Origin of the sequence: Enterococcus sp. 2STP (assembly GCF_032465635.1) — a bacterium.
GTDB lineage: Bacteria > Bacillota > Bacilli > Lactobacillales > Enterococcaceae > Enterococcus_B > Enterococcus_B lactis.
In genome coordinates this window covers 227809-254804 of the sequence record NZ_JAWDJH010000019.1, presented here as the reverse complement: position 1 = coordinate 254804, position 26996 = coordinate 227809, and the positions used below count along the sequence as shown (strand labels likewise).

Annotated in this window: 21 protein-coding genes, 1 riboswitch and 2 other annotated features; of the genes, 16 read left to right on the top strand and 5 right to left on the bottom strand. The window is 39.2% G+C overall.

Annotation, left to right across the window (positions count from 1 at the left end):
* Positions 1–13 precede the first annotated feature (13 nt).
* Both RWU19_RS08870 and RWU19_RS08865 read left to right on the top strand, forming a co-directional pair.
* Positions 14–2107 carry an LTA synthase family protein gene (locus tag RWU19_RS08870; protein ID WP_024634950.1) on the top strand — a complete coding sequence of 698 codons (2094 nt, stop codon included), beginning with the start codon at positions 14–16 and terminating at the stop codon, positions 2105–2107.
* Positions 2108–2325: 218 nt separating this feature from the next.
* Positions 2326–3192 carry an Rgg/GadR/MutR family transcriptional regulator gene (locus RWU19_RS08865; RefSeq protein WP_024636201.1) on the top strand — a complete coding sequence of 289 codons (867 nt, stop codon included), beginning with the start codon at positions 2326–2328 and terminating at the stop codon, positions 3190–3192.
* Between the two features lie 21 nt (positions 3193–3213).
* Here RWU19_RS08865 and ndk read toward each other — a convergent pair whose 3' ends face one another.
* Complete coding sequence (gene ndk, locus RWU19_RS08860) at positions 3214–3651, bottom strand: nucleoside-diphosphate kinase (RefSeq protein ID WP_024634952.1); 438 nt, start codon at positions 3649–3651, stop codon at positions 3214–3216.
* Between the two features lie 171 nt (positions 3652–3822).
* Positions 3823–3997: riboswitch (M-box (ykoK) riboswitch) on the top strand.
* A 341-nt stretch (positions 3998–4338) separates the two neighbouring features.
* On the opposite strand from ndk, the gene mgtA reads away from it, so the two are divergent.
* From mgtA to nhaC, 7 genes are all read left to right on the top strand, one after another.
* Positions 4339–6987 carry a magnesium-translocating P-type ATPase gene (gene mgtA, locus RWU19_RS08855; protein WP_260241447.1) on the top strand — a complete coding sequence of 883 codons (2649 nt, stop codon included), beginning with the start codon at positions 4339–4341 and terminating at the stop codon, positions 6985–6987.
* An 87-nt stretch (positions 6988–7074) separates the two neighbouring features.
* Positions 7075–7746 carry an HAD family hydrolase gene (locus RWU19_RS08850; protein WP_024636204.1) on the top strand — a complete coding sequence of 224 codons (672 nt, stop codon included), beginning with the start codon at positions 7075–7077 and terminating at the stop codon, positions 7744–7746.
* Between the two features lie 76 nt (positions 7747–7822).
* Positions 7823–8056: a binding site (T-box leader), on the top strand.
* A gap of 41 nt (positions 8057–8097) precedes the next feature.
* Positions 8098–8336 (top strand) — a binding site (T-box leader).
* 58 nt (positions 8337–8394) lie between these two features.
* Complete coding sequence (locus tag RWU19_RS08845) at positions 8395–9468, top strand: methionine ABC transporter ATP-binding protein (protein WP_316002793.1); 1074 nt, start codon at positions 8395–8397, stop codon at positions 9466–9468.
* A 1-nt stretch (position 9469) separates the two neighbouring features.
* Positions 9470–10150 carry a methionine ABC transporter permease gene (locus RWU19_RS08840; protein ID WP_002312131.1) on the top strand — a complete coding sequence of 227 codons (681 nt, stop codon included), beginning with the start codon at positions 9470–9472 and terminating at the stop codon, positions 10148–10150.
* 16 nt (positions 10151–10166) lie between these two features.
* Positions 10167–11006, top strand: a complete 840-nt coding sequence (locus RWU19_RS08835; protein WP_098041411.1) for a MetQ/NlpA family ABC transporter substrate-binding protein — start codon at positions 10167–10169, stop codon at positions 11004–11006.
* A gap of 31 nt (positions 11007–11037) precedes the next feature.
* Positions 11038–12261, top strand: coding sequence for a M20 family metallopeptidase (locus RWU19_RS08830; protein ID WP_123838123.1), 1224 nt, complete (start codon positions 11038–11040; stop codon positions 12259–12261).
* A 403-nt stretch (positions 12262–12664) separates the two neighbouring features.
* A complete protein-coding gene (gene nhaC, locus RWU19_RS08825; protein WP_002293789.1) occupies positions 12665–14083 on the top strand; it encodes a Na+/H+ antiporter NhaC in 1419 nt (472 codons plus the stop codon).
* A gap of 193 nt (positions 14084–14276) precedes the next feature.
* Here nhaC and RWU19_RS08820 read toward each other — a convergent pair whose 3' ends face one another.
* Positions 14277–14720, bottom strand: coding sequence for a DUF305 domain-containing protein (locus tag RWU19_RS08820; RefSeq protein ID WP_123838122.1), 444 nt, complete (start codon positions 14718–14720; stop codon positions 14277–14279).
* A gap of 317 nt (positions 14721–15037) precedes the next feature.
* The gene (locus RWU19_RS08815) at positions 15038–16378 is read right to left on the bottom strand and encodes an amino acid permease (protein ID WP_002374011.1); all 1341 of its coding nucleotides are present in this window, start codon (positions 16376–16378) and stop codon (positions 15038–15040) included.
* A 268-nt stretch (positions 16379–16646) separates the two neighbouring features.
* On the opposite strand from RWU19_RS08815, the gene RWU19_RS08810 reads away from it, so the two are divergent.
* Complete coding sequence (locus tag RWU19_RS08810; RefSeq protein WP_010732040.1) at positions 16647–17543, top strand: hypothetical protein; 897 nt, start codon at positions 16647–16649, stop codon at positions 17541–17543.
* Between the two features lie 142 nt (positions 17544–17685).
* Here RWU19_RS08810 and RWU19_RS08805 read toward each other — a convergent pair whose 3' ends face one another.
* On the bottom strand, positions 17686–18627 hold the full coding sequence (locus RWU19_RS08805; protein WP_065763711.1) for a 2-dehydropantoate 2-reductase: 942 nt from the start codon (positions 18625–18627) through the stop codon (positions 17686–17688).
* Between the two features lie 125 nt (positions 18628–18752).
* Between RWU19_RS08805 and RWU19_RS08800 the strand changes: the two genes are divergently transcribed.
* From RWU19_RS08800 to RWU19_RS08775, 6 genes are all read left to right on the top strand, one after another.
* The gene (locus RWU19_RS08800) at positions 18753–19874 is read left to right on the top strand and encodes a glycerate kinase (protein ID WP_316002794.1); all 1122 of its coding nucleotides are present in this window, start codon (positions 18753–18755) and stop codon (positions 19872–19874) included.
* A gap of 258 nt (positions 19875–20132) precedes the next feature.
* Complete coding sequence (eat(A), locus tag RWU19_RS08795) at positions 20133–21635, top strand: ABC-F type ribosomal protection-like protein Eat(A) (protein ID WP_123838119.1); 1503 nt, start codon at positions 20133–20135, stop codon at positions 21633–21635.
* A gap of 66 nt (positions 21636–21701) precedes the next feature.
* Positions 21702–22229 (top strand): histidine phosphatase family protein, encoded by a 528-nt coding sequence (locus RWU19_RS08790; RefSeq protein WP_002320007.1) that lies wholly within the window; start codon positions 21702–21704, stop codon positions 22227–22229.
* A 211-nt stretch (positions 22230–22440) separates the two neighbouring features.
* Positions 22441–23502 (top strand): DUF871 domain-containing protein, encoded by a 1062-nt coding sequence (locus tag RWU19_RS08785; protein ID WP_123838118.1) that lies wholly within the window; start codon positions 22441–22443, stop codon positions 23500–23502.
* Positions 23503–23505: 3 nt separating this feature from the next.
* Positions 23506–24402, top strand: a complete 897-nt coding sequence (gene murQ / locus RWU19_RS08780; protein ID WP_002306098.1) for an N-acetylmuramic acid 6-phosphate etherase — start codon at positions 23506–23508, stop codon at positions 24400–24402.
* 13 nt (positions 24403–24415) lie between these two features.
* Positions 24416–26398, top strand: a complete 1983-nt coding sequence (locus RWU19_RS08775; protein ID WP_002308350.1) for a glucose PTS transporter subunit IIA — start codon at positions 24416–24418, stop codon at positions 26396–26398.
* A gap of 69 nt (positions 26399–26467) precedes the next feature.
* On the opposite strand, the gene nrdI is transcribed toward RWU19_RS08775, so the two are convergent.
* Positions 26468–26914: a class Ib ribonucleoside-diphosphate reductase assembly flavoprotein NrdI gene (gene nrdI / locus RWU19_RS08770; RefSeq protein ID WP_002308351.1), complete on the bottom strand. Its 447-nt coding sequence runs from the start codon at positions 26912–26914 to the stop codon at positions 26468–26470.
* Positions 26915–26996 lie beyond the last annotated feature (82 nt).

The window sequence follows — 26996 nt, the reverse complement described above, 5'->3', positions numbered from 1 at the left end:
AGAAGTGATATACGTGACACAACTTAAAAAATTGTGCCAAAATCGTTTAGCAATCGTTTTGACAGCTGTTTTCTTTTTTTGGCTGAAGACGATCATTGCTTACTATGCAGATTTTTCATTAGGTGTGGAAGGTACGATCCAGTACTTTATCTTGTGGATCAACCCGATTGCGACTACCTTATTGTTTTTTGGCCTTTCTTTGTATATTAAAAAGCCAAAGCCAGCGTTAGCCATTCTTTTGATCATTGATATTTTAAATACGCTTTTGTTGTACTTGAATATTATTTTTTATCGAGAATTCACAGATTTCATTACAGTCAAATCTGTATTAGGCTTTTCGAAAGTGTCGCAAGGGTTGTCAGGAAGCTCCTTTTCTTTGATGAAACCCCATGATGTCATCTACTGGTTGGATATCGCTGTGTTCATTGGGCTACTGGTTTGGTTGAAGGTCAAGAAAATACCTATCAAAAGCAACCCTGTCAGCAAACCGATGGCTATCGCGGTTACCTGTCTTTCAGGATTGATTTTTTCAGGAAATCTAGCGTTGAGCGAAGCCAACCGTCCACAATTACTGCAGCGGACATTTGACCGTTCCTATATTGTCAAATATCTAGGAATCGATGCGTACACTATTTATGACGGGATCAAAACAGGAATGACCAGCAGTGTTCGCGCGCATGCAAGCAGTAATGGAATTGATGAAGTTTTAGACTATACAAAGAAACATTATGCAGAGCCAAATCCTGAAACATTTGGGCTCGCTAAAGGAAAAAATGTGATTGTCCTTCATTTAGAAAGTTTTCAACAGTTTTTGATCAATATGAAGGTAGACGGACAAGAAGTCACGCCGTTTTTAAATAGTATTTTCCAGAATCAAGCAACGATCAGCTTTGACAATTTCTTTCATGAAGTAGGACAGGGAAAGACAAGTGATGCTGAAAACATGTTGGAAACTGGCACATTTGGTTTACCTCAAGGCTCATTATTCACAGAACTTGGGTCAGATAATGTCTTTCAAGCAGCACCAGCGATCCTTGGACAAACAGAAGGCTATACAAGTGCTGTTTTCCATGGGAATGTAGCTAGTTTCTGGAATAGAGATCATGTATATAAAAATTTAGGGTATGACAATTTCTTTGATCGATCTTATTTTGATGAATCCGACGAAACGTTAGGTTATGGGATATTAGATAAAGATTTATTCAGAGAATCTGCCCAATATCTTGAACATCTACAACAGCCGTTTTACACGAAATTTCTTTCCGTAACCAACCACACGCCTTATTATACGGATGACAAGAATTTCGACTTTCCATCTTTGAATACTGGCAATAGCACAGTAGATAATTATGTTCGAACGGCCCATTATCTGGATCAATCATTGGAACAATTTTTTACGTATTTGAAAAAATCTGGTATTTACCAAAATTCAATCTTTGTGATTTACGGAGATCATTTTGGGATCTCGAATACAGATAATAAAGATTTAGCAAGTGCTCTTGGTAAAGATCCAGATACATGGGATGAATTTGACAACGCACAGATGCAACGAGTGCCATTGATGATCCATATGCCTGGTTACACTAAAGGGACAGTCAATCATGAATACGGTGGAGAAATCGATGTTTTGCCGACATTACTACATCTATTGGGAATCGATGATAAAGATTATCTTCATTTTGGTACAGACTTATTATCTTCTCAGCACGATCAAGTAGTTGCTTTTCGAAATGGGAACTTCGTGACACCCAAATATACCGTCTTAGGAGGAAAAGCTTACAATAATCAGACAGGAGAAATCATCGATACGAAAGCAGCAGGAATCGACGAGGAAATCTCCAAAGATCAGGAAAAAGTCAAGACTGCGTTAAGTCTTTCAGATAAGCTGAATCAGGAAAATCTCTTGCGGTTTTATGTGCCAAACGGATTTGAGACGATTGATCCGAAAAAATATGATTATAAAAACGAAGCGGAACGTAATGAAGCAATCGAAAAGCAAAAAGGTGAACATTCGACCAGTGTCTTTTCAAAAAACGGCAATAAAACAACGACTAACCTATATCCAGTAACAGGAACCAATGCGGAGCAGCAAAAAAATAATCAATAAACAATCAAACCAACCTTCAGGGATTAGACAGCAGTCTCATGCTTGAAGGTTGGTATTTTTTATGAGAAAAACATTTTTTTATTTTTTTCGTGTATTTTTTATTTTTAACGTATCTATTTATTGAATGCGGAAAATTTAAATTGAAATAATCATTCCTCTTATTGGCAAGCATTCTGGAAAAGCCAAGGGTTAATTTCAATTAAAAAAGGAGAACTATTATGTATGATGGAGAATTGATCAAGAAACTTCGAGTCAACAAAAAGCTGACGCAGTCCCAATTAGCGGAAGGAATCTGTTCTAAAACTTCGCTAGTCGGGATCGAGACGAATTCAGTGAAAAAAGTATCGTTTGGAACATTGAAATCATTTTTAGAGCGAATGAACATGACACTTGCCGAATATGAATGGATACGAAATCAGCTTGATGAGCCAAAAAAATTAAAGAAAAAAAGACGAATGCTAGATCGGATTCAAGAAGACAGCTTTGATCCTTACAAAGAAATTGCTAATAACCGCAGGCACTATAAGAAAACAGAAGATCTGTACTATTTGGTTTTGAATCTGCACATGTCCAAAAAAACAGAAGTATCTGAGACGGAATTCGAATTTTTGCGTTATGAATGTCGTATCATTGAAGAATATTTGATGCAAGTACCAGAGTATGGGCAATTTGAAGTATCTATTCTAGCTGATTTTCCTTGGATATTCAGTGATCGGTTTATTGAGAATAATTATTTGAAAATCAAAAAAAGAATGCGACGGATCGCGCAACTGAATAATCACGAGCAGTATCTTTTTACTTTTTTGACGAATTTGACTTTGTTTTATATAGAAAATGGTCGCTTAAAAAAGGCACGTAGCGTGAATGAAGATATGAAACGGAGTTTAGCGCATAAAGAAAGAAGTACAGTGATTTATGAAACATTGATGGCGGACTATTACCAACGACTGATTTCCGCTGCTTTAGGGGAAGAAAAATCGGAAGACTACCAAGAGTTTTTCTCAGTGATCGAATATACATTAGGGAAGAATCAAAGGAATTCTTTAGAGAAAAAACTGCTGGCCGTTGCTAAATCCAGCAGTTAGACCAACAGTTTAGGATTTGTATCACTTCGCCGCTTTTTCAGCCGGTTTGTTTGTATCGAATGGCGGGAAAAAGCGGGCGATCTCTTTTGTTGCAGCATCACGGGAATCAGAAGCATGGATGATGTTTTCAGTCCCCGGCAGTGCATAATCTCCTCGGATCGTACCTGGAACGGCATCAGCCGCTTTTGTTGCTCCGACCATCTTACGGACGATATCGATCACTTCCTCGCCGACCAGCACAAGATAAACGACCGGACCAGAAGTCATGTAATCGATCAGTTCATCAAAAAAACTGCGTTCAGTCAAGTGCTGATAATGCTCTTTTGCTAGTTCAGGTGTCATCGTTGCAAATTTCATTTCAGCAATGGCCAGTCCCTTTGCTTCAAAACGTTGGATGATGCTTCCGACCAAATGGCGTCTTACGCCGTCTGGCTTGATAATAACAAGTGTTCGTTCCATAACAGCACCTCGTTTCCTACTATAATTCTATTATAGCGGGAGGTGGAAAATGAGACAAATAAAACTGCGTGAGACGGAAATATAACACGTGTATTTTAAAAAAGTATGAAAAACATGGAAAATTGATTTGACATCCTCTTTTTTAGTTGTTATATTAACGAAGGAAAACCGAATAGGATTTGTTAGGTGAGGCTCCTATACAAACATAGGCTACTGCCCAAAAACGTCGAGAGACGCCAATGGGTAGAACAGGAATTGTCGAGATAAGGCTTTTCATAAGGTAGCTAAAAGCAGATATCTGCTTTTTACGTTGTACAGTGTCAAAACTCAACGATGAGATCTGAGAAGCTTTTTTGATTTGCTTTTTCAAACCTTTCGCTGAGTATTTGGCGAGAGGTTTTTTTGTTGCCGCAAATCCCATCGGTGAAAAAACAAAAAGGGGGGTGAGCGAGTTGGGAAAATAACTATTCGAAAAATGATTGGAAGTCATGAATTAAAATTACTTAGTAAAGGAGATGAGAACAAATGGATGACAGTCATTCGAAAAACAAGGATTTAGAGGAAAGGCCAGGGCTATTATCTATCTGTTCTCAGCCCCTTTCAGCATTTTCTCTATCGATCCGATAAATAGCAAAAGACCAGAAACAGCGAAAACAGCTGTCTTTTGGACACAAAGGAGAGATTGAGATGGAAAAAAAGAAAGATACACAAAAAATCTATGCAGCTTTTGCTGGAAAAACGAAGCAAGAATTATTTGAATTGTTCCATGCATCAGCAAATGGATTGTCAGAAGAACAAATCGAGCGTTCAAGAGAAACTTATGGTGAAAATGCGATTTCATATGGCAAAAAAACACCATTCATTATAGAAATATTGAAAGCATACATCACACCCTTTACATTAGTGTTGATTGCATTAGGAATTATTTCATTCATTACGGAATACGTATTAGCTGCTCCAGGAGATAAAGATCTCTTTGGTGTAGCCATTATCTTCACTATGGTTATCGTCAGTGGGACGATGACGTTGATCCAGTCTGTGCGTTCTAATCAAGCAGCTGAAAAACTGAAATCACTTGTGAAAGTAACGGCAGCTGTCAAACGAAATGGCGAGTATACAGAGATTCCTATGGAAGAAATCGTCTGCGGAGATCTTGTGCGGCTTTCAGCAGGAGATATGATACCAGCGGATATGCGTTTATTGTCCGCAAAGGATCTATTCATTTCCCAAGCAGCACTGACAGGGGAAAGCTATCCAGTAGAAAAGCATGCGAAAGTATGTGAAGACGATCAGCAAAGCGAAACAAGTTATGAAAATCTTGTCTTTATGGGAAGCAATGTCATCAGTGGAAGCGCGGAAGGAATCATTGTTTCTGTCGGAAATGACACACTATTTGGGCATGTAGCAGAAACGCTATCTGAAAAACCCATCCAATCAAGTTTTGAATTAGGCATCCACAAAACATCCATGCTGCTGATCAAATTTATGTCATTGATGGCTCCAGCAGTTATCGTTATCAATGGGCTTACAAAAGGAGATTGGTTAGAAGCTTTTCTTTTTGGATTATCTGTAGCAGTTGGTTTAACGCCTGAAATGCTTCCAATGATCGTTACGACGAATTTGGTCAAAGGAGCAAGTGTGATGGCCAAAAAAGGGACAGTCATCAAAAATTTAAATGCTATCCAGAATTTTGGTGCGATCGATGTGTTATGTACGGATAAAACGGGAACATTGACACAAGACAAAATCATTCTTGAATATCATATGGATTGTGAAGGAAATGAAGATGATCGTGTTTTGCGCCATGCTTATCTAAACAGCTACTATCAAACAGGGCTGAAAAATTTGTTAGATGTGGCTATCATTGATGAAGCAGCAGAAACTTTAGATACAGATACGATCAATTATCAAAAAGTAGATGAAATTCCTTTTGATTTTGAACGTCGCCGTATGAGTGTTGTGGTCGCTGATCCAGCTGGCAAAACACAGATGATCACAAAAGGCGCGATTGAAGAAATGTTGAACATTTCTAAATTTATTGATCTTGGTGGTACTGTCGCACCATTAACAAAAGAACGAAAAGAAGCGGTGCTTGCAAAAGTACAATCACTTAATGAAGACGGCTTGCGAGTGATTGGTGTCGCACAAAAGACCAATCCAAGCGTTGTTGGAGAATTTTCAGTCAAAGATGAGTCAGACATGGTTCTGATTGGTTATCTTGCTTTCCTTGATCCACCAAAAGAAACAACAAAACAAGCGTTGAAAGCTTTAAAAGAACATGGTGTAGCTGTAAAAGTTCTGACTGGGGACAATGAATTAGTCACACGGTCTGTGTGCCGTCAAGTAGGCCTAGAAATCAATGAATTGATTACTGGTGAGAAAATCTCGGAAATGAATGATCGTGAATTAGCGCAAGTAGCTGAAGACCATGAAGTATTCGTAAAATTGAATCCTCAGCAAAAAGCACGATTGACGACAGCTTTACGTAAAAATGGTCATACTGTCGGATTTTTAGGAGATGGTATCAATGATGCTCCAGCAATGAAAGTGGCTGATATCGGTATTTCCGTGGATACAGCTGTGGATATCGCAAAAGAATCAGCAGACGTGATCCTTTTAGAAAAAGATTTGACGATTTTGGAAAGAGGCCTTCTTTCTGGGCGAGAAACTTTTGGAAACATCATGAAATATATCAAGGCTACAGCAAGTTCTAATTTTGGCAATATGTTTTCCGTACTGATTGCCAGTACGTTCTTACCATTTTTACCAATGTTGCCTTTGCAACTTCTATTTTTGAATCTGATCTATGACGTTTCTTGCATTTCCTTACCATGGGATCGGATGGATAAAGAATATTTGGATGAGCCAAAGAAATGGAATGCATCTAGTATTGGAAAATTCATGGTTTATTTTGGTCCAACAAGTTCGATTTTTGATATCACTACTTACTTGTTGATGTATTTTGTTATTTGTCCTGCTGTAGTTGGTGGAAGTTTCCATACATTGGATAGCTCACAACAAGTGATTTTTATCGCATTATTCCATGCAGGATGGTTCGTCGAATCCCTGTGGACACAAACATTAGTGCTCCATGCATTGCGTACACCGAAAATACCATTTATCCAAAGCAATGCAACATTTGCCATGTTGGTTATCACTACATTAGGAATCATTGTCGGTTCAGTCCTTCCATTCACAGGATTTGGTGCTGAGTTAGGCTTGATGCCGCTCCCTGGCAATTACTGGTTATGGCTGCTTGTAACAGTCGTCGCTTATCTGGCGCTTGTGACAGCTGTGAAGAAAATCTATATCCGTCGATTCCAAGAACTCTTATAAGCGATGCGGCTGGGCTCTATGCTTCTGTTCATTTTGGATCAATCATGCTAAACTAGGTGTATTGTTTTGGAAAGGATTAATGTATAGATGAAAGGTGCAATATTTGATTTAGATGGTTTGTTAGTGGATACGGAAAGAACGTATCGGGATGGTTGGCTTTGGGGATTCCAGCAATTTGATATTCATATCCCGAAAGAAATCGTTGACGCTTGGGGCGGAAAAAACTGGAAACAAAGTTTTGATATTTTAGTGCAGGCAGCAGGCAGTCCTGAAAAAGTGCAGGAAGTCCGAGCAAAGCGTGAAGAATATTTTTATCAACAGCTGACAAGTGGAGCTATCCAATTGAAACCCTACGCAAAAGAAATATTGACAGACTTAAAAGAACGTCATATGAAACTAGGGATTGCTACAACAACTGTTACGAAAAGAGCAACAGATATCTTGGATCACTTTCAATTAGCCGATTACTTTGATACGTTTACGTTCGGAGATGAAGTATCGGAGAACAAGCCTTCACCGGTCCCTTATCTGACAGCTTTGGAACGAACAGGATTAGAAGCTCCTTCAGCTTTTGCAGTGGAAGATTCTTTAGTAGGAGCGACAGCCGCTTCACGTGCTGGACTAGGTGTTGTTTTGATACCCGATTCCAGTTTCGTTCGAAATTATAGCGTCGAAGAAAAGGAAAAATTGAATCTTCTTGCGGAAGGGAAAGATCTTCGAACTGTTATTGAAATGTTAGATAAAAAAACAGAAAAATAAATATAGAAAAAATAATTTGAATTTCATGCTTGACTTTTCAGTTTTACTCCTGTAGATTATTCCCAACAACAAAATATTGATTTCGTTGAGAAGGAAAGTAAGTTTGGAAACTTTGCAGAGAGGCTCTGGCTGGTGTGAAGAGTCAAGTAAGAAAAGCTGAAAATGGCCTTGGAGAATAATTTGTCGATAAGTAGGAAAATTCGGAAATGTTCGACCGTTAAAACGAACGCCAATCTCTCTTTTTGAGATGTTGGGCTTGAGGGAAGGAAACTTCCGAAAAAAGGTGGTACCACGATACGTCGTCCTTTTACTGACATAGTTTATGTTAGTAAAAGGATTTTTTTTTGAATATTATTTGCATTGAAATGGTAAGTACGATAGAAGAACCTTTGACAGAGAGCTTCGGTAGCTGAGAAGAAGCAAGGAACGACTATTGGAAAATGGCCATCGAGCAATTCATCCCGAGCATAGATGTAAGGCGATGACGGCTGCGACCGATATCTTGCTAGAGTATGATGGTACTTGAAGAGGAGTTGTGTGTGAACACAGCTTGAACATGAGGTGGTAACACGCAAAAAGGCGTCCTCAAGAAAATGACTATTTTCATTTTCTTGAGGATGCTTTTTTTATAGACAAGGAGGAATGTTAATGATTGAATTGCGAGATGTTTCTGTATGTTTCAAACAAAAAGAAAAAGAGATACAGGCAGTAGATTCTGTAGATTTAACGATTGAAAAAGGGGATGTTTATGGGATCGTCGGTTACTCAGATGCAGGAAAGAGTACGTTAGTCCGCGTGATGAATTTGTTGCAGAAACCAACAGCAGGAGAAGTCATCGTCAATCAGACGAATTTAAGCCAGCTCTCTCCAAAAGAATTGCGAAAAGAAAGAAAGGCTATCGGTATGATCTTTCAGCATTTCAATCTAATGGAAAGTCGAACGATTTTTGACAACGTAGATTTTTCTCTAAAGTATTCTGGAAAATCAAAACAGGAACGTCGTCAAAAAGTGAATGAACTACTGGAACTTGTCGGTCTGGAAGAAAAAGCATCTGCGTATCCTAAACAACTGTCGGGGGGACAAAAACAACGAGTGGCAATCGCACGAGCTCTGGCAAATGAACCTAAAGTGTTGTTATGCGATGAAGCAACTAGTGCACTTGATCCGAAAACGACCCTTCAGATCCTTGCACTGTTAAAAAAACTAAATCGTCAACTAGGTCTAACGATCGTCCTGATTACTCACGAGATGCAAGTTGTCAAAGAAATCTGCAACAAGGTGGCGGTTATGGAAGAGGGAAAAATCATTGAAAAAGGCAGCAGCATCCAGATTTTCAGTCATCCTGAAGAAGAATTGACTAAAGATTTTATTCGGACAGCGACACACCTTGACCAAGCATTGGAAACAATCAGTGCCCATGCTGCTTTTGCCGATCAGATTGCAAATAAATGGTTGGTGGAATTAAGTTATATCGGCAACCAGACGAACGAACCTCTAATCGCTCATCTTTACAGCAAGTACCAAGTAACAGCGAATATCTTATACGGTAATGTAGAGCTATTACAAGAAACACCCTTAGGAAGTTTGATTGTTACTTTAGCTGGAGAAACCAAACAGCGGCAAAAAGCATTGGATTATTTGATCAAATCTGGTGTAAAAGTAACTATTTTACAAAAAAACGAATTAGATAACCGTATCAAAGTCATCGAAGGAGGAAGCTAAAATGACTGAATTTTTTAAAACATATTTGCCGAATGTCTATTTGATTCCGGATGAATTCATCGAAGCAACAAAGCAAACACTATATATGTCTTTTTGGACGGCATTCATTGGTGGGATTATCGGAATCATCCTAGGTGTGACGTTAGTAGTGACGCGTCCAAATGGATTACTAGCTAACAGGCTGCTGTTCGAAATACTTGATAAGTTGATCAATATCATTCGTTCCATCCCTTTCATTATCTTGCTTTCCCTTTTGGCTTTGACTACTCGTTTCTTAGTTGGAACGACGATCGGTGCCAAAGCAGCTTTAGTCCCTTTGATTTTTGGCGTTGTCCCGTTTTTTGCCCGTCAAATCGAGAATGCACTGCTAGAAGTTGATCCTGGGGTGATCGAAGCAGCAGAAGCGATGGGCACGAGCCCAATCGGCATCATTTTACGTGTTTATTTGTTAGAAGGGTTACCTGGTATCATTCGGGTCTCAGCGTTGACGATTATCAATGTGATCGGACTGACTACCATGGCCGGAGCAGTAGGTGCCGGCGGATTAGGGAATCTTGCTATATCGAGAGGATATAATCGATTCCAAACAGATGTAACGATTGTCGCTACATTATTGATTCTGGTCTTAGTTTTTTTGAGTCAATTTATCAGTAATCAACTGATTAAAAAAATCACACATTGAAAATGGAGGAGAAAAAATGAAAAAAATTATTCGTTTTGCAGTCATTACATTTGTAGCAGTTATTTGGTTGGCAGGGTGCAGCCAAGGAAAAGCAGCTACAACTGACAAAAAAGAAACGACCGTAAAACTAGGGATCATTGGGGAAGATACAGATGTATGGGACGATGTGAAAGACCGTTTGAAAAAGGAAAACATCCATTTGGAATATGTGAAATTTACAGATTACAATCAGCCAAATGCGGCTTTAGCAGATGGATCGATCGATTTGAACTCCTTCCAACATCAATTCTTTTTAGACAATTACAATGAAGAACACGGAACTGATTTAGTATCGATTGGGAATACGGTTAATGCACCGTTGGGAATTTATTCCAATACGTTAAAAGATGTGGCTGATATCAAAGATGGAGCGAAAGTTGCCATCCCTAATGATGTCACGAATGGCGGCAGAGCTCTTCTGTTATTGCAAACTGCTGGATTGATCAAAGTGGACAAGGCAAAAGGCCAAGCGCCTACCGTTTCTGATATTACCGAGAATAAAAAAAATCTAGACATTTCTGAGTTAGATGCTTCCCAAACAGCACGTGCTTTGTCGGATGTAGACATTTCAGTCATCAATAGCGGTGTAGCTGTAGATGCTGGATTTAATCCCGCTTCTGATGCAATCTTCTTAGAACCAGTCGATGACCATGCACGTCCTTATGTCAATATCATCGTTGCAAGAAAAGAAGATGAAGACAATAAAACGTATCAAAAAATAGTAGATGCCTATCAAACAGAAGAAACAGCCAAAGTAATCGAAAAAACATCAAAAGGTTCAAGCGTACCTGCGTGGGAAACATTCGGGAGAAAATAAGAAAAAACGACTAGCATAGGAGGAAATTTTTATGACAACCACACTCTCAACAAATCAATTGAAGGATCTGATCCAATACCGTTTACCAGAATATCAAGCACTTGCACTAGCTATCCACGACCATCCTGAAGTAAGTAATTATGAATTTTATTCCTCAGCAGCTTTAATCAAACAATTGGAAAAAGAAGGGTTCTGGGTAGAAAAAGAAGTAGCTGGGCACCGAACAGGCTTTGATGCACGTTATATTTCCAATAAACCAGGTCCGACAATTGCCTTTTTGGCAGAATTTGATGCTTTACCAGGTATTGGTCATGCATGCGGACATAATTTATTTGGTACTTACTCCGTATTAGCAGCCAGCATAGTGAAACAATTCATTGATGAGATTGGTGGAGAAATCCGTGTGTATGGTACTCCGGGGGAAGAAGGAGGCGAAAATGGATCAGCTAAGGGCAGCTTCGTTCGGGAAGGGTTTTTTGAGGATGTCGATGCAGCATTATGTGTCCATCCAGCTTTTCGTTATGGGAAAACGACAGAATCTTTAGCAAATGATCCAGTCGATATCAAATTTTACGGTGTCGCTTCTCATGCAGCAGCAGCACCTGAAAAAGGAGTAAATGCTTTGGAAGCCTTGATCCAAGTGTTTAACGGAATCAACGCTCTACGCTTGCAATTGCCAAAAGATGTCAATATCCATGGAATCATTACAGATGGAGGCGTGGCGGCCAACGTCATACCAGACTACGCTGCTGGACGTTTCTATTTACGTGCAGGAAATCGACAAACATTAGACAGAGTATATGAAAAAGTGGAAAATATCGTACGAGGTGCTGCATTAAGCACGGGTACGACTTTTGAGTTTGGATTGTTCCAAAATGCAGTCGATGATGTCATCGTCACGCCTTCTTTCGATGACTTATTCTTCCAACATGCAAAAGAAGCAGGTGTTCCTGATGAAGAAATAGAAACGGAACAAAGAACAAGTCTAGGTTCTTCTGATGTAGGAAATGTCAGCCAAGTCATTCCAACGATACAGCCTACTGTAGCAATCTCTGAGACATACATTGCCGGACATACAGAAGAATTCAAAGCTGCTGCTAAAAGTGAAAAAGGACTTGCTTCTATTGCGATTGCAGCGGAATTACTTGCCAATACAGCTCTAGATTTATTGAGAGAACCCAAGCTATTAGAAAAAATCAAACAAGAACATCAAGAAATAGTAGCAAGAAAAAAACAAGAGGGCGCTACTTTCTAGTAAAAAGATAAAGTTGTGCGTGAAAGTGATAAAAATAATTTTCAGAAAAATGAAAAAATATTTTCTTTTTCATTGACAAATGATCTTATGGAAGGTAAACTTCATACAAGTCAACTTTTCACGCAGTAGCGGTTAGGTGTTTTGTTCAGAAAGTCGGTGGTCGCTGCGAACCGATCAAGCCTAATTGACGAATTACATGGAAAGTCCATACATTTGAATAATCGTTTGAAAGTGAAAAACAGATCTGTTTTTAATTAAGGTGGTACCGCGGAGTCATTCGTCCTTAGTTGAAAGCAGGTCTTTTTATTTTTATAAAGGAGGAATCGCGGATGAATTGTGGCGGAGTAATCCGATATCTTAACTTTTTTAGAACATAAGAACAACTAAAAAAGGAGAGATTATCATGGAAAAAAAAGGAACACCAAGTTTTTTAGAAGCAACACTTGTATTAATGGTCATTGTTTTAGGCATTGCGATTGGCGTTGTCGGATTAAAGGTTTCGCCTAATATCACGATTTTGGCAGCTATCGGAATGGTCATGTTGTACGCAGTGATAAAAAAATACCCGACAGATTGGCTGCACGAAGGGATCATCAATGGCATCAAACCGGGGATCATTCCAATCTTTATTTTTATTTTAGTCGGTTCATTGATTGCTGTATGGATACAAGCAGGAATTATTCCAACCCTCATGGTCATTGGATTTAAATTGATCAGTGTCCAGTGGTTCGTCCCTTCTGTATTTGTTGTTTGTGCAATCGTAGGTAGCGCTGTAGGGAGTGCCTTTACGGTTATGTCAACGATTGGGATTGCATTTTTCGGTATTGGGACAACACTAGGACTAAATCCAGCCCTTGTAGTTGGAGCCATTGTTTCAGGTGCCGTTTTTGGAGACAAGATGTCTCCATTATCCGAATCAACAAATTTAGCAGCAGCTATTGTTGATGCCGATTTGTTCAAACACATCAAGCATATGATGTGGTCGACTGTTCCGGCATTTGTTGTTTCTTTCTTTTTATTCATGATTTTAGGACACACAAGTAAAGCCGCAAGTCTTTCATCTATTCGTGAAGTGACCGATATTCTAGAAGCAAACTTTACTATTTCGATCTGGTCACTGATTCCTCTATTTTTAATGCTCTTGTGTGCATGGAAAAAGGTGCCGGCAATTTTGACGATTTTGTTGAATATCGCTGTAGCAGTAGGAATGATCTTTATTCAAAACCCACAAACTTCTTTAACAAAGTTGGCAGGGGTCATCGAATCTGGATTTGTTTCAAATACTGGAAACCAACAAATCGATTCACTGCTTAGCCGTGGAGGAATCGAAAGTATGATGCCAACTGTGTCATTGATTATTCTAACATTGTCATTAGGTGGTTTGTTGATCGAATTTGGGTTGATCTCAACCGTTATGGAACGAGTATCAAGAAAGATGACGAACACCCCAAAATTGATTTTTACAACATTGATGACAAGCATCGGGGTAAATATCTTTATTGGAGAACAATTTCTATCTGTTATCCTGCCTGGTAATGCATTTAAAGAAACTTACGAAAAAGCAGGCTTTGATCCAACTGTACTAGGGAGAACACTAGAAGATGGTGGAACAGTGATCAATTACTTAGTGCCTTGGGGGATCGCCGGAAGTTTCGTAGCAAGTACATTTGGCATTCCTACACTCACTTACTTGCCATTCGTGTTTTTCAGTTTGCTTTCACCTGTGTTTTCGATGGTCAGTGCCTTTACAGGTTGGGGGATCTCAAAGAAATTTGTGAAACCGCAAGAAGCAGTAAGCAAGACAGCGCAATTGGAACAATAAAAACGGAAAAAGGGAGTGTGACAAAAGTCTTGTCACACTCCCTTTTACGAATAAACGGTGTTCAAAAGCCAGTTTCTCGGTATTAAGCCTAATCAAACGAAAAATATGAGAAGCTATTTTTGTTTGGCTGTTCTTATTACTTGATGCAGGGCAGCTTTTTCACAACCTCTTTTTCTGTTTGGATAGATAATGGTCATTCCATTTCTTTGATCATTTTTTTCATTTTATCGATCTCTTCTTCTTGTGCCTGAATGATTTCTTCCGCTAATTTTTTTACTTCAGGATCTTTTAAATCAGCTCGTTTACTTGTCAAGATAGCAATAGAGTGATGAGGGATCATTGCCTTCATCCACGCCGTATCGTTGACAGTTGTTTGGCTTCGTACCATAAATAAGGAACCAGCAAAAACAAGAAGACTAGCGGCTAAAATCATAGCATTTATCTTTTTGTTTTCATACATTTTCCACATGAACAACAACATAATGACTGCCATGACTGCACCCATCATCAGCGCCATGAATACACGTGTGCGACTGAAGAAGATATGGTCGAGCGCATAAACATTCAAATACATCATACCAAACATGACTACCGTCGAAATACCAATCATCAACAAAAACTTCCAATACTTTTTCATTTAAAACAAACTCCTTTTTCTTCATTCCTTTCTTCTATCATGTCATGAGCGTGGAGAACAATCAATTAATCTGCACAGATGGTTTTTGGATACCGTTTATCAAGAGGTCGTGAAAAAGCTGTTCTGCATCAAGTAATAAGAACAGCCAAGTAAAAACAGTTTCTTATGTTTTTAACTTGGCTGGACTTATTACCGCAGATGTAAGTTTTTGAACACCGTTTATTCGGAAAAAGGAACTGCAACAATTTTTGTCGCAGCTCCTTTTTTTTAATAGCTCCAGCTATTCAATATAAATAGAATAAAATTCTCTATTGGTTTCATTCATTCGTCAAGACGAAAGCATCATTCTTTTTTTGATAACTGAAATAAATGAACAGGTAAAGCAGACCGGTCAATACAGTTACCCCAATGGAGTTCGTGAATAGGATACCAAGGAAAATCAATCCTAAGACTGCTAATGCAAAAAAGCTGATTCCTTTGTCCCATAACGTTCCTTTCCTTAGTGCCAGTACAAAGGACGCAGCACTGATAATGATCCAGATCAATAATACTGTATAGGAAAGAGAACCTGCCAGATAGCCAAATAATTTGTCACCGACAAAATAAGAAAGAGCCACACCTAGATAAAGAACACTGGTACAAAACAGCACAGCACGTTGCGGTACTTGATGCTTGTTTAAAACAGCTAGTTTTCTAGAGGAACCTTTTCGATCTTTCAAGCGGAAGAACAAAATCCTCGAAGAAGCATACACACCTGAATTGATAGACGAGAACAGAGCAAGAACAATCACGAAATTGACGATATCTGCTGCAAATGGAATATTCATTTTTTCAAATACCATCACAAAAGGACTAACGTTCGTACCTGCTAAAGTATTCCAAGGAAAAATAATCAAAAGCAAAAATAAAGGAATAATGTAAAAGGAAATGATTCTTCCCATAACGCCTTTGATTGCTTTAGGAATCGCACGTTTAGGATCATCTGCTTCGCTTACTGTGATAGCAATCAGCTCAGAACCGCCGTAAGAATAGATAACTACAAGCAAAGAACTGATGATTCCCTTCATACCATGGGGAGTAAAACCACCATGATCAGTCAATTGTTGAAGGGTAGGAAAAACACCAGTACCCAACATTTGCTGACCAACAAGATAAGCAGCAAAAATGATCAATAGGATAATGACACTGATTTTAGCAAAGGCCAGCCAATATTCTGTCTCTGCGAATAATCGTACCGAATAAAGATTGATGATAGTCGTTAAAACAGCCAACATAAAAACAAATACCCAAGCTGGGATGTGGGGGAACCACAACTGTAAAAAGGAAGCAGCTGCAACAGCTTCAGCAATGATATTGATAATCCACATGGACCAGTAGACCCAATCGGTAAAATCGGCAGAATGAGCACCTAGATATGGACGAATCAATCCAGATAATCCGTGGTGCGTATCGCCACCACTTAAAACGATTTTTCCCAGACCTTTCATCACGATATATAAAATTATGCCGCCAATCAAAAAAGCGATCAATACAGAAGGGCCGGCGATTCCAATCGCTTCGCCACTTCCTTTAAATAGACCTGCACCAATCGCTCCACCCAAAGCTAGCATGGTGATATGTCGGGAGCTAAGTTGTTTTTTCAATTTTTTATCTTCCATAAATGACCTCTTTCTTTTAAATTCACAATCAAAATGTATAGTAAGAATAAATAGCAATAATAACAATGACTAATGATAACAAATTTTCAGACAATTACAACTATTCAGAAAACTTTTAGGCATATTTTAATGGAAGAATGATTTATTTCATCGTATTTTCATAGAAATGTTAAATTTTTATAAAAATAATAGGAAGCGTTTTACTAGCTTTTTACTATTTAAACAGGCTATCATAGGAAAAAGTGACAGAGAAAGTGAGGCGGAACAGATGAACAAAAACGACGTATTGCTAGTTGCGAAAAATAAATCACTTTATTTTTTCCCTTCCATCCGCTCTTTAGATGTTTGGTCCGGAAAAGATTTACTACAGTCGGAATTCATTAAATCGGCTCGACAACAGTTGGCAAATTATCAGCTGATCGTTTTTTTAGATTATGGATTTGATATGGAGATGGCTCGACGCGTGCGTCCATTTACCAATGCAAAAATCGTGTTATTTTTTTGGAACCACTTCAAAGCAGAACACGAGGCGATGCTGAAACAGGCACAAGATGAACCGGCAATCGATGAGATTTATCATTTTGATTTTTTGGAAGCAAAAGAACTTGGACTAAAACATAATAGTTCCTTTTATTCGAAACATATGGATTTTTCTTCTAGCGAACCAAAGACGGATCTTTTTTTTGGTGCAACAAATAACGGCAGAAAAGAACGGGCAGAAAAATATAAGCAGGAATTTACAAAAAGAGGTGTTACGACCAATTACTTTATTCTTCCGCTTCGAGGAAATGAACAACCTGGATACCTTACTTATGAAGAGTATCTGAAAAAAACTGGGGAATCGAGCGGGATTCTAGAACTGTTGCGGGAAGGGCAGCAAGGAGTGACTTTGCGAACGTTTGAATCTATGTATTTTCAAAAGAAACTAGTGACAGATAATCAAGCCATAGCTCATTATCAGTTTTATCATCCTGAAAATATTTTTTTGCTTCAAGAACGTGATTTAGATGAATTACCGGAATTTCTGCATACGCCATTTCAGCCAATCCCATCAGAACTGTTGGAATTTTTTGATGCAGAAAATTGGGCAAAACGTTTTTTCACTACTGACTCCGCTATTTATGAACAATATGAATACGATCTTTCCTCTGTTAAAAATAAATAAAAGTGCCAACCAATCATAGATGAAAATAAACAAGCGCAATTCTTATGGCAACATGAGAATTGTGTTTTTCTTTTTGATCTTTCGTGGGGGTAAAAAAATGAGAACCAGCTGCTGATCCAGCTGATTCTCATCAGAGAGCCTTTTATTCTGCGCCAAGGATTCCTTCTTTTGCATGGACTAATTGGGTCAAAAAGGCACAATAGGGTGTAGCAATATCATATTTTTGTCCTTTTCGCCAAACGGCACCATTGATGTAGTCGATTTCAGTCAAACGATGGTTTTTGATCAGGTCTTGGTACATAGATGGGTAATGCAACCCGATGTTGTCAGGATCATAAGTAGAAGCAATATGCTGGTACACTTCTTCTTGATCTAATGTGATTCCTTCTATTGCTGCGATAGAAGCAAACTCAGATACGATCGTTCGAACCATGCCCTCTGCCGCTTTTTGCGCACCTAGTTCAGCAATATTACAATCCAAGATCGTGCATAATCCATTTAATGTTCCGTTTACACAAGCTTTTCGCCAAATGGAATAACGAACATTATGACTATAGATTGGATTCAATCTTGCTTCTTGAAAGACTTCTACAACTTTTTTTGTAAATGCTTCGCCTTCTGGTTCCAAGTTCTCTAGTTCGATTTCTCCATCACCTAATAATGTGACTTTTCCGGGACCAGCTAGACCAGCTGTCCACATCGTGATCCCAAATAAGATATTTTTCTTTGGTACATATTTTTCCAGTACATCTTCATGACCTAATCCATTCAGTAAACACAAAACATAAGTATTCTCAGTAATAATGGATTGGATCGAACGAAACATATCATCTAATTGATTCGCTTTTGTCAAGGCTACGATCAAATCCACGTGTTCGTTGCTTTCGATGATTTCTTCTGGTGAATAGATTGGCAGTTTTGCAACTACTTCTTTGCCATTAAAGTCAGCAATCAATCCATTTGTACGAATGGCTTCAATGTGAGCAGGCCAGCGATCGATCAAGACGACCTCATTTCCGCTTTGATGCAACATCAATCCGATTCGGCTGCCCATTGCTCCGGCTCCAGCTATTGCGATTTTCATGTTTTTTCTCTCCTTTATTCAATGAGTTCCCTTTTAGTATATAGAAAAACAGAAGAAAATAGCATTGTTTTGTTTGAAAAAAGTGAAAAAAAGTGTCTTACTTAAGAAGAAAGTGAGGGATATAGATGGATATTTTAGCGGCAATCGATTCATTTAAAGGAAGTGCTTCTTCATTTGAATTAAATCAGGCAGTTCTAAATGGCTGGGAAGACCGTAAAGGAAGAAAAATCAATGTGCCGATTGCAGATGGCGGAGAAAATACTGCAGAAGCAATCTATTACGCGCTCGGGGGAACCTGGCGTACGATTGATGGGATGGATCTTTTATTTCGTCAGCGAAAAATCACTTATTTATTGACGAACTGGCAAGGAAAAAATACCGCAGTCATTGAATCTGCACAAGTATTAGGATTAGATTTACTTGATAAACCAACGGATCAAACCATCCGACTTGCTTCTAGTTATGCCTTGGGAGAGCTTATCAAAGATGCACTGCTTCAAGAAGTGGAACAAATCATTGTCACTTTAGGAGGAAGCGGATGTAGCGATGGTGGTCTAGGATTACTCCAATCCTTGGGTGCTTCTTTAGAAGGGTACACAGAAGGAAATCCTTTGTTATCTACTAAAAAACTTCATTTGGATCGAAGGAACGTTCTTGTTTCTAAAGCAAAAGTGATCATCGCTGCAGATGTGACCAATCCATATACAGGTCAACAAGGAGCTGCTTGGCAATTTGGAAGACAAAAAGGAGGAACGGATACGACGCTAGCTTTCTTGGATAAACAAGCAGAAAAGATTGCTCAGCAGATAAAAGATGTTTGGGAGGTAGATTTAGATGACATCCCAGGAAGCGGAGCAGCAGGCGGTATTGGCGGAGCCCTTTTTTTGTTAGGAGCGAAGATGGTCTCTGGTTTTGAGTTGGTCAGCCAAATCACTGGATTAGAAAAACAGATCGAACAAGCAGATGTCATCATTACAGGAGAAGGGCGGATTGATCAGCAAACAATCCACGGAAAAGTTCCATATGGCGTAGCAGTGCTTGCAAAAAAATATCGAAAACCAATAATCGCTATTTGCGGAAGTAGAGACCAAGAGTTGAAAGGACTCTCTGATTTTCTCCCCATTGTCTTAAGCATTCAATTAGGACCAATCGATTTAGAGGAAGCAATGGAACACAGGCAAACATTAGAAAAAACAAAAATCTTAGGACAGACACTCAGCAGATTTTTCACCATCCTCCCGAAGTAGTTGACAAAATCAATTTCTTTATGCTATCGTAATTTCAAATATAGGACAAAGTGAGGGATCCGTGCATTGAAAAATTAAGTCGATTGATGAAAGCTGCATTCAGACTGTACCTTGTGGAGACAAGGGAGCAGTGTGCAGATTTTCAGGATTGGCTTGGTTCTTTCGATGTATGGGTCTTTTTGTGTGCACCAAACCCTTGCATCCTCTTTAGCCAGTTCTGAAAATAGGACTGGTCTTTTTTTATGAGGTGATGGAATAATGTCTAAAATCGAAATAAAAAATCTGACATTCGGCTATGACAGCCAAGGCACATTATTATTTGAACAAGCCAATCTAAACTTTGACACCCAATGGAAACTAGGACTTATCGGACGAAACGGTCGAGGAAAGACAACTTTACTGAATATCCTGCAAAACAAACTCCCTTATCAAGGGCAAGTGATCCATCAGCAAGCGTTTGTCTATTTCCCGCAGCAAACAAAAGATAAAGAGCGTTTGACCTATTATGTGTTAAATGAGATTACGGATTTTGAGATATGGGAAATTGAAAGAGAGCTCCAACTGATGCAAACAGACCCTGAAATCTTATGGAGGGAATTCAGCACACTATCAGGAGGAGAGAAGACAAAAGTCCTACTGGCACTCTTATTTGTGGATGACACTCATTTCCCGTTAATCGATGAGCCAACGAATCATTTGGATATCTCTGGGAGGAAACAAGTAGCGGCTTACTTGAAAAAGAAAAAACAAGGATTCATCGTGGTGAGTCATGATCGGGGATTTATCGATGAAGTAGTGGACCATGTTTTAGCAATCGAAAAGAGCCAACTGGAACTTTATCAAGGGAATTTCTCTATCTATGAAGAACAGAAAAAACTTCGTGATGAATTTGAAATAGCTCAAAATGAAAAATTGAAAAAAGAAGTCAGCAGGCTAAAGAAAACAGCGGCAGAAAAAGCAGAATGGTCTCGTTCCCGAGAAGGAGACAAAACAAAGAAAAAAGTCGGATTCATCGATACGGAATCTAGGCGAGTGAATAAAGGAGCAGTAGGCGCTGATGCTGCACGGACGATGAAACGATCTAAAGCAATCGTGAATCGGATGGAAACCCAGATCAGTGAGAAAGAAAAATTATTAAAAGATATCGAGTATATCGATGCTTTGACGATGAATAGCCAAGTGTCTCATCATAAACGGCTGTTAAGCGTAGAAAATCTTCAATTAGGGTATGAAAATCTGTTATTCGAGCCAGTTCACTTTACGATCGAACCTCATCAGCGGGTGGCAATTTCAGGTCCTAACGGCGCGGGAAAGTCATCCATTATCCATTATCTTCTGGGAATATTCAGCGGCAAGGTTGTAGGAGAAAAATCCCAGCCCAAACATTTGACCATTAGTTACGTACGCCAAAATTATGAAGACAATCGAGGGACGTTGGCGGAATTCGCGGAGAAAAACCGAGTAGACTACCAAGCATTTTTGAATAATCTCCGAAAGCTTGGGATGGAAAGAGATGTTTTTCATAACAAAATCGAACAGATGAGTATGGGGCAACGGAAAAAAGTGGAATTGGCTAAATCTTTATCACAACCAGCTGAGCTATATATATGGGATGAACCATTGAATTATTTGGATGTCTTCAATCAAGAACAATTAGAACAACTGATTTTGAACGTGAAACCTGCTATGTTACTAGTAGAACATGATCAAACCTTTCTAGATAAAGTATCTACTGAGATTATTTCTCTTGAGAAAATCTAAACCTTGTAATCTCAAAGACAACAAGGTATGGTTAAGGAGAACTTTGTCAACGAAGGAGAGAATCACATGCTTTATGTAACGAGACACGGAGAAACAACTTGGAACGCACAAGGATTAGTTTGCGGGCGAGCAGATGTGCCGCTGACTGAAAAAGGACAGATGCAGGCACAGGCACTAGCAGAAAAGGTAGTAGATTTGCCTGTTCCAATCACGAAAATCATCCATTCCCCTCTTCAACGAGCAAGAGATACAGCACAAGCAGTAGCTGATCGTCTCAATTTGCCGATGACCGCTGATGAGCGATTGGTAGAAATGGATTTTGGGGATTATGACGGACTGCCAAGCAAAGATGAAAACTTTCAAAAAGCGCGTTTAGCGTTTGCTGTACGTTTCCCAAATGGAGAGTCGGTCTTAGATGTGTACGCACGGATCGTTCCTCTATTGAAAGAATGCATGGAAGACGAAGAAAATGTCTACTTGTTAGTCTGTCATAATGCCTTGATAAGAGTGATCAATGCTTATTTTCATCCGATGCCTAATGAAGGGTTCTTTACATTCATGGTAGACAATACAGAATTAATTTCTTATGAGTAATTAGATTTTTGTGTTATTTAAATAAAATGTTTCAAGGCACTGCTTTTGCTTAGCAGTGCCTTTTTTGTGGCTGTGTCAATTCTTTTGGCATTATAAATCCAATTTTTAGAAATAAAATTTAATTATTTTAACAAAAGTATTGAAATTTTGTTTCTTTAGATATATACTCTAGTCATAGAAATGAAGACGGATACAGAAAAAGAGGGATAATATGTTTGGCTTTTCAATATTTATGAATGATCCTTTGTCAGAAGAGAAGAAACAGTATATCCGCCAAATGGCATCCAATGGCTTTGTCGGTATTTTCACTTCCATGCATATACCGGAAGATGATGTTTCGGCTTATCAAAATCGATTGATCGAACTAGGAAGCGAAGCGAAAAAGAATAAACTAGAGTTGATGGTCGATATTTCAGGAGAAGCATTGAAACGAGCTGGCTTTTCATTAGAAGATCTAACACCCTTGAAAGCAATTGGTGTAACAGGGTTAAGAATGGATTATCATATTTCTAATCAGCAGATCGCCGACTGGTCACATCAATTGAAAATCAGTTTGAATGCCAGCACGATCACGCCTAAAGATATCGATGAGTTGAAAGAAGCAGCGGCTGATTTCTCACAGATCGAAGCTTGGCATAATTATTATCCACGTCCTGAAACAGGGCTGGACAAAGAATGGTATCAGGAAAAAAATCAATGGCTCAAAACTCAAGGATTCCTTGTCCAAGGCTTTGTACCAGGAGATACAGAGTTGAGAGGTCCACTGTATCAAGGATTACCGACTTTGGAAGAACATCGAGGGATCCATCCTCTGGCAGGCGCTCTTGATCTATTAGCAAGTAACACGGATATTGTTTATATCGGAGATGCAGGTCTGTCAGAACACGTTCAGGAGCAATTTGCTTCTTTCCAAAAAGAACAGACAGTCTTGCTGCATACGGAATCTGTAGATGAAGATTTTTACGAATATATATTAGGAAAACATACGAATCGGCAAGATGATGCAAGAGATGTCATACGAAGCGCAGATGCTCGTTTTCGAGAGATTCCGCCAATCCCTGTAAGAAATACAGCTAAGCGTATGAAAGGATCTATTACTTTAGATAACGAAAAGTATTTGCGCTATATGGGCGAGATCCAATTAACTAAATATGATTTGCCAGCGGATGAAAAAGTGAATGTAATAGCCAAAGTCATCAAAGAAGAACTACCGCTGATCAACCAAATCAAAGCTGGTATGAACTATCAATTTATAAGAAAAGAAGGAAGATAAAAAATGAGCAAAATCAATTTAGAGAACCTAACAACGGAACGCAGAAACCAAGAAACTTTTGGATTAGATGAAATGAGTATTTCTCAAGCAGTCCAACTAATGAACAAAGAAGATCAGAAAGTGGCCGCTGCTGTTGAAAAAGAACTGACAAGTATCGAGCCAGTGATCGCCAACACGATTGAATCCTTTAAAAAAGGTGGTCGCTTGATTTATATGGGAGCTGGAACGAGTGGTAGACTTGGTGTATTAGATGCTGCTGAATGTGTACCGACATTCGGTGTAGAACCGGAAATGGTCATAGGTCTAATTGCTGGTGGAGAAGAAGCAATGACTGTAGCCGTCGAAGGAGCCGAAGATTCTTATGAATTAGGGCAAGAAGATCTAATCAAGCTGAATTTAACAAAAAATGATATAGTTATTGGTATCGCAGCTAGCGGTCGTACACCATATGTGATTGGTGGATTAGATTACGCAAAATCGATTGGTGCTGTTACAGGAACGATTTCTTGCAATAAACAAGCAGAAATCAGCAAGCATGCGGATTTCCCAATCGAAGTCGATGCAGGACCAGAATTTTTGACAGGCTCTACTCGATTGAAGTCAGGAACAGCACAAAAACTGATTTTGAATATGATTTCTACTATCAGTATGATCGGTATCGGTAAAGTATTCAATAACTTGATGGTCGACGTCAAACCAACAAATGAAAAACTAATCGAACGCTCAAAACGAATCATCATGCAAGCGACAGAAGCTGACTACGAAACAGCTGAAAAGTACTTTGAAGAAGCAGATCAAAATGTCAAACTGGCTATCGTCATGATTTTGACAAATAGTGATAAAGAGGCAGCTCAAGCAAAATTAGCTGAAGCAAACGGTTTTGTAAAAGGAACCTTATGAGGGGGAAAAGACCATGGCAAAAAACGAATTGACTTTGGAAGAACTGGCAAAACAAATTTATCAAGGAGCAGGCGGTATGGGCAATGTTGAAAGCATTGTCCACTGCATGACTCGTGTACGTATGAAGGTCATCAATGATGATCTTGTAAATGTCTCGGAATTAAAAGCGATTCCAGGAGTACTTGGCGTAGTAGAGGATGAACAGCTCCAAGTCATCATCGGACCTGGGAAAGTGAACAAAGTAGCACAAGAAATGGTTGACTTAGCAGGCGTGAAATTAGGAGAAAAACTTCCTTCTGCTAGTGCAACTACAGCAAGTTCTTCTGCATCTGGAAAAGACCGTGTAAACGAACGGGCACAAGAAATGAAAGCGGCACAAAAATCGAAACAAAAACCCTCTAAGATCAAATCGGTATTAAAAGACATCTCTAATATCTTTGTACCAATGATCCCTGCATTTGTCGGTACTGGGATCGTGGCAGGGATTGCCGCAGTTTTAGCAAACTTAGTCACAGCTGGAACACTAGACGCAGGAACATGGCAACAATATATCGATGTGATGAACATCTTGAAAAACGGGATGTTTAGCTATCTAGTTATCTATACAGGTATCAATGCTGCACAAGTTTTTGGTGCAACGCCAACGCTTGGTGGAGTTATCGGGGCCGTTGTGATGCTGACAGGGATGAATCCGGAAGCACCACTGAAAAACTTGTTTACCGGTGAAGCTCTTGCAGCTGGACAAGGCGGGATCTTAGGTGTTATCTTTGCAGTTTGGTTATTGTCAATCGTTGAGAAAAAACTGCATAAAGTAGTACCTGATGCGGTAGATATCATCGTTACGCCAACTCTTTCACTGATTGCCATCGGTCTGATCGAAATTTTCTTCATCATGCCTTTAGCAGGGTTCATTTCTGACGGCATGGTCGGTGGGATCAACTGGGTACTTGGTGTTGGAGGAGCATTTGCCGGCTTCGTTCTAGGTACATTATTCTTGCCAATGGTCATGTTCGGACTACATCAGATCTTGACGCCAATCCATGTACAAATGATTGATGAAACTGGTCGTACCTTATTGCTTCCAATTCTTGCGATGGCCGGAGCAGGACAAGTGGGTGCAGCATTGGCATTATGGATCCGCTGCAAAAAAGACAAAGAATTAACAGAAATGATCAAAGGGGCTTTACCAGTCGGAATCTTAGGAATCGGCGAACCATTGATTTACGGAGTAACATTACCTCTAGGACGTCCATTTATTACTGCTTGTATCGGTGGAGGTATCGGTGGGGCAGTGATCGGAATGATCGGAAATGTCGGAGCAATCGCTATTGGACCTTCAGGAGCCGCTTTGATCCCATTGATCTCTGACGGTAAATGGTTAGGCTATATCCTTGGTTTATTGGCCGCTTACGCTGGTGGATTCGTTGCTACATTCTTCTTCGGTATTCCTAAAGACCGTTTAGAAAAAGAAGAACTAGCGACCGAAACAGCCACAGTAAATGAAGTGCCTGAAAAAGCAGTACCTCAAGCTTCAGCTGAAAGTGTGACTATCCTCTCATCAGTCGCTGACGGAACAGTTGTTTCTTTAGATAAAGCAAGTGATCCAGTTTTTGCACAAAAAATGATGGGTGAAGGTTACTTTGTAGAACCAGAAAACGGACATATCTATTCTCCGGTTACTGGAGTAATAAGTTCTGTTTTCCCAACAAAACACGCTATCGGCATTACGACACCAAATGGCTTAGAAATCTTGCTTCACATGGGCATCAACACAGTTGACTTAGGCGGTACGCCATTCGATGTGAAAGTAACAGAAGGACAGCAAGTGACACCTGATACGCTTGTAGCAGAAGCTGACCTAGAAGCAATCAAAGCAGCAGACAAAGAAACCTCCATGATCGTCTTGGTAACCAATATGGATCGTGTAAAAAACTTTGTCTTGGAAAAAACAGGTAAAGCGAAAGCAAAAGCACCTGTGATGGATGTCAAAGCTTAATAAGAATAGAAACAATAGAGAACATAAAAAGAAGAAGCCGAAATCTATTTTTCAGCTTCTTCTTTTGTGTTATTTATTTTTTTCTGCCAAAATTTGATAAACGCGTGTCACATCAGATGGTGTTCCCCGTAATTCATAATCTGCCAAGAAAGGAAAGCCGAATCTTTGTGCGTATTGTTTGGCTGTCAGACAATATTGATTGTTGAAGTTTTTATTACCGCTACCGACTACACCAAGGCAAAGTTTATGATTGTCTTCGTATTCCAGATATTCGCGCATCGTTTCGGTCAAGATTTCTGTGTCACCGTTGTCTAACCCATTCCCACCGTCTAAATAAGTAGGAACGAAAGTAAAAAATGGTTCTGTTTCTTTCGTAAAATCACTATTTTCATGGATTTCTTTTAAAGTAACTTCAGGATTGACAGGATCTTCTGCATGCATTTTTTCAGCATATTCTGCTAGATGTTTGGCAAAAGCACGCGTATTTCCTGAAATCGATATATATAAAATGTTCATGGATCATCCCCCAATTCTTTCCCTTTAGTATAGCATCTTTTTAAGTTTTTTGGTGGTGTAATTTGGAAAGGGACTAGGCGCT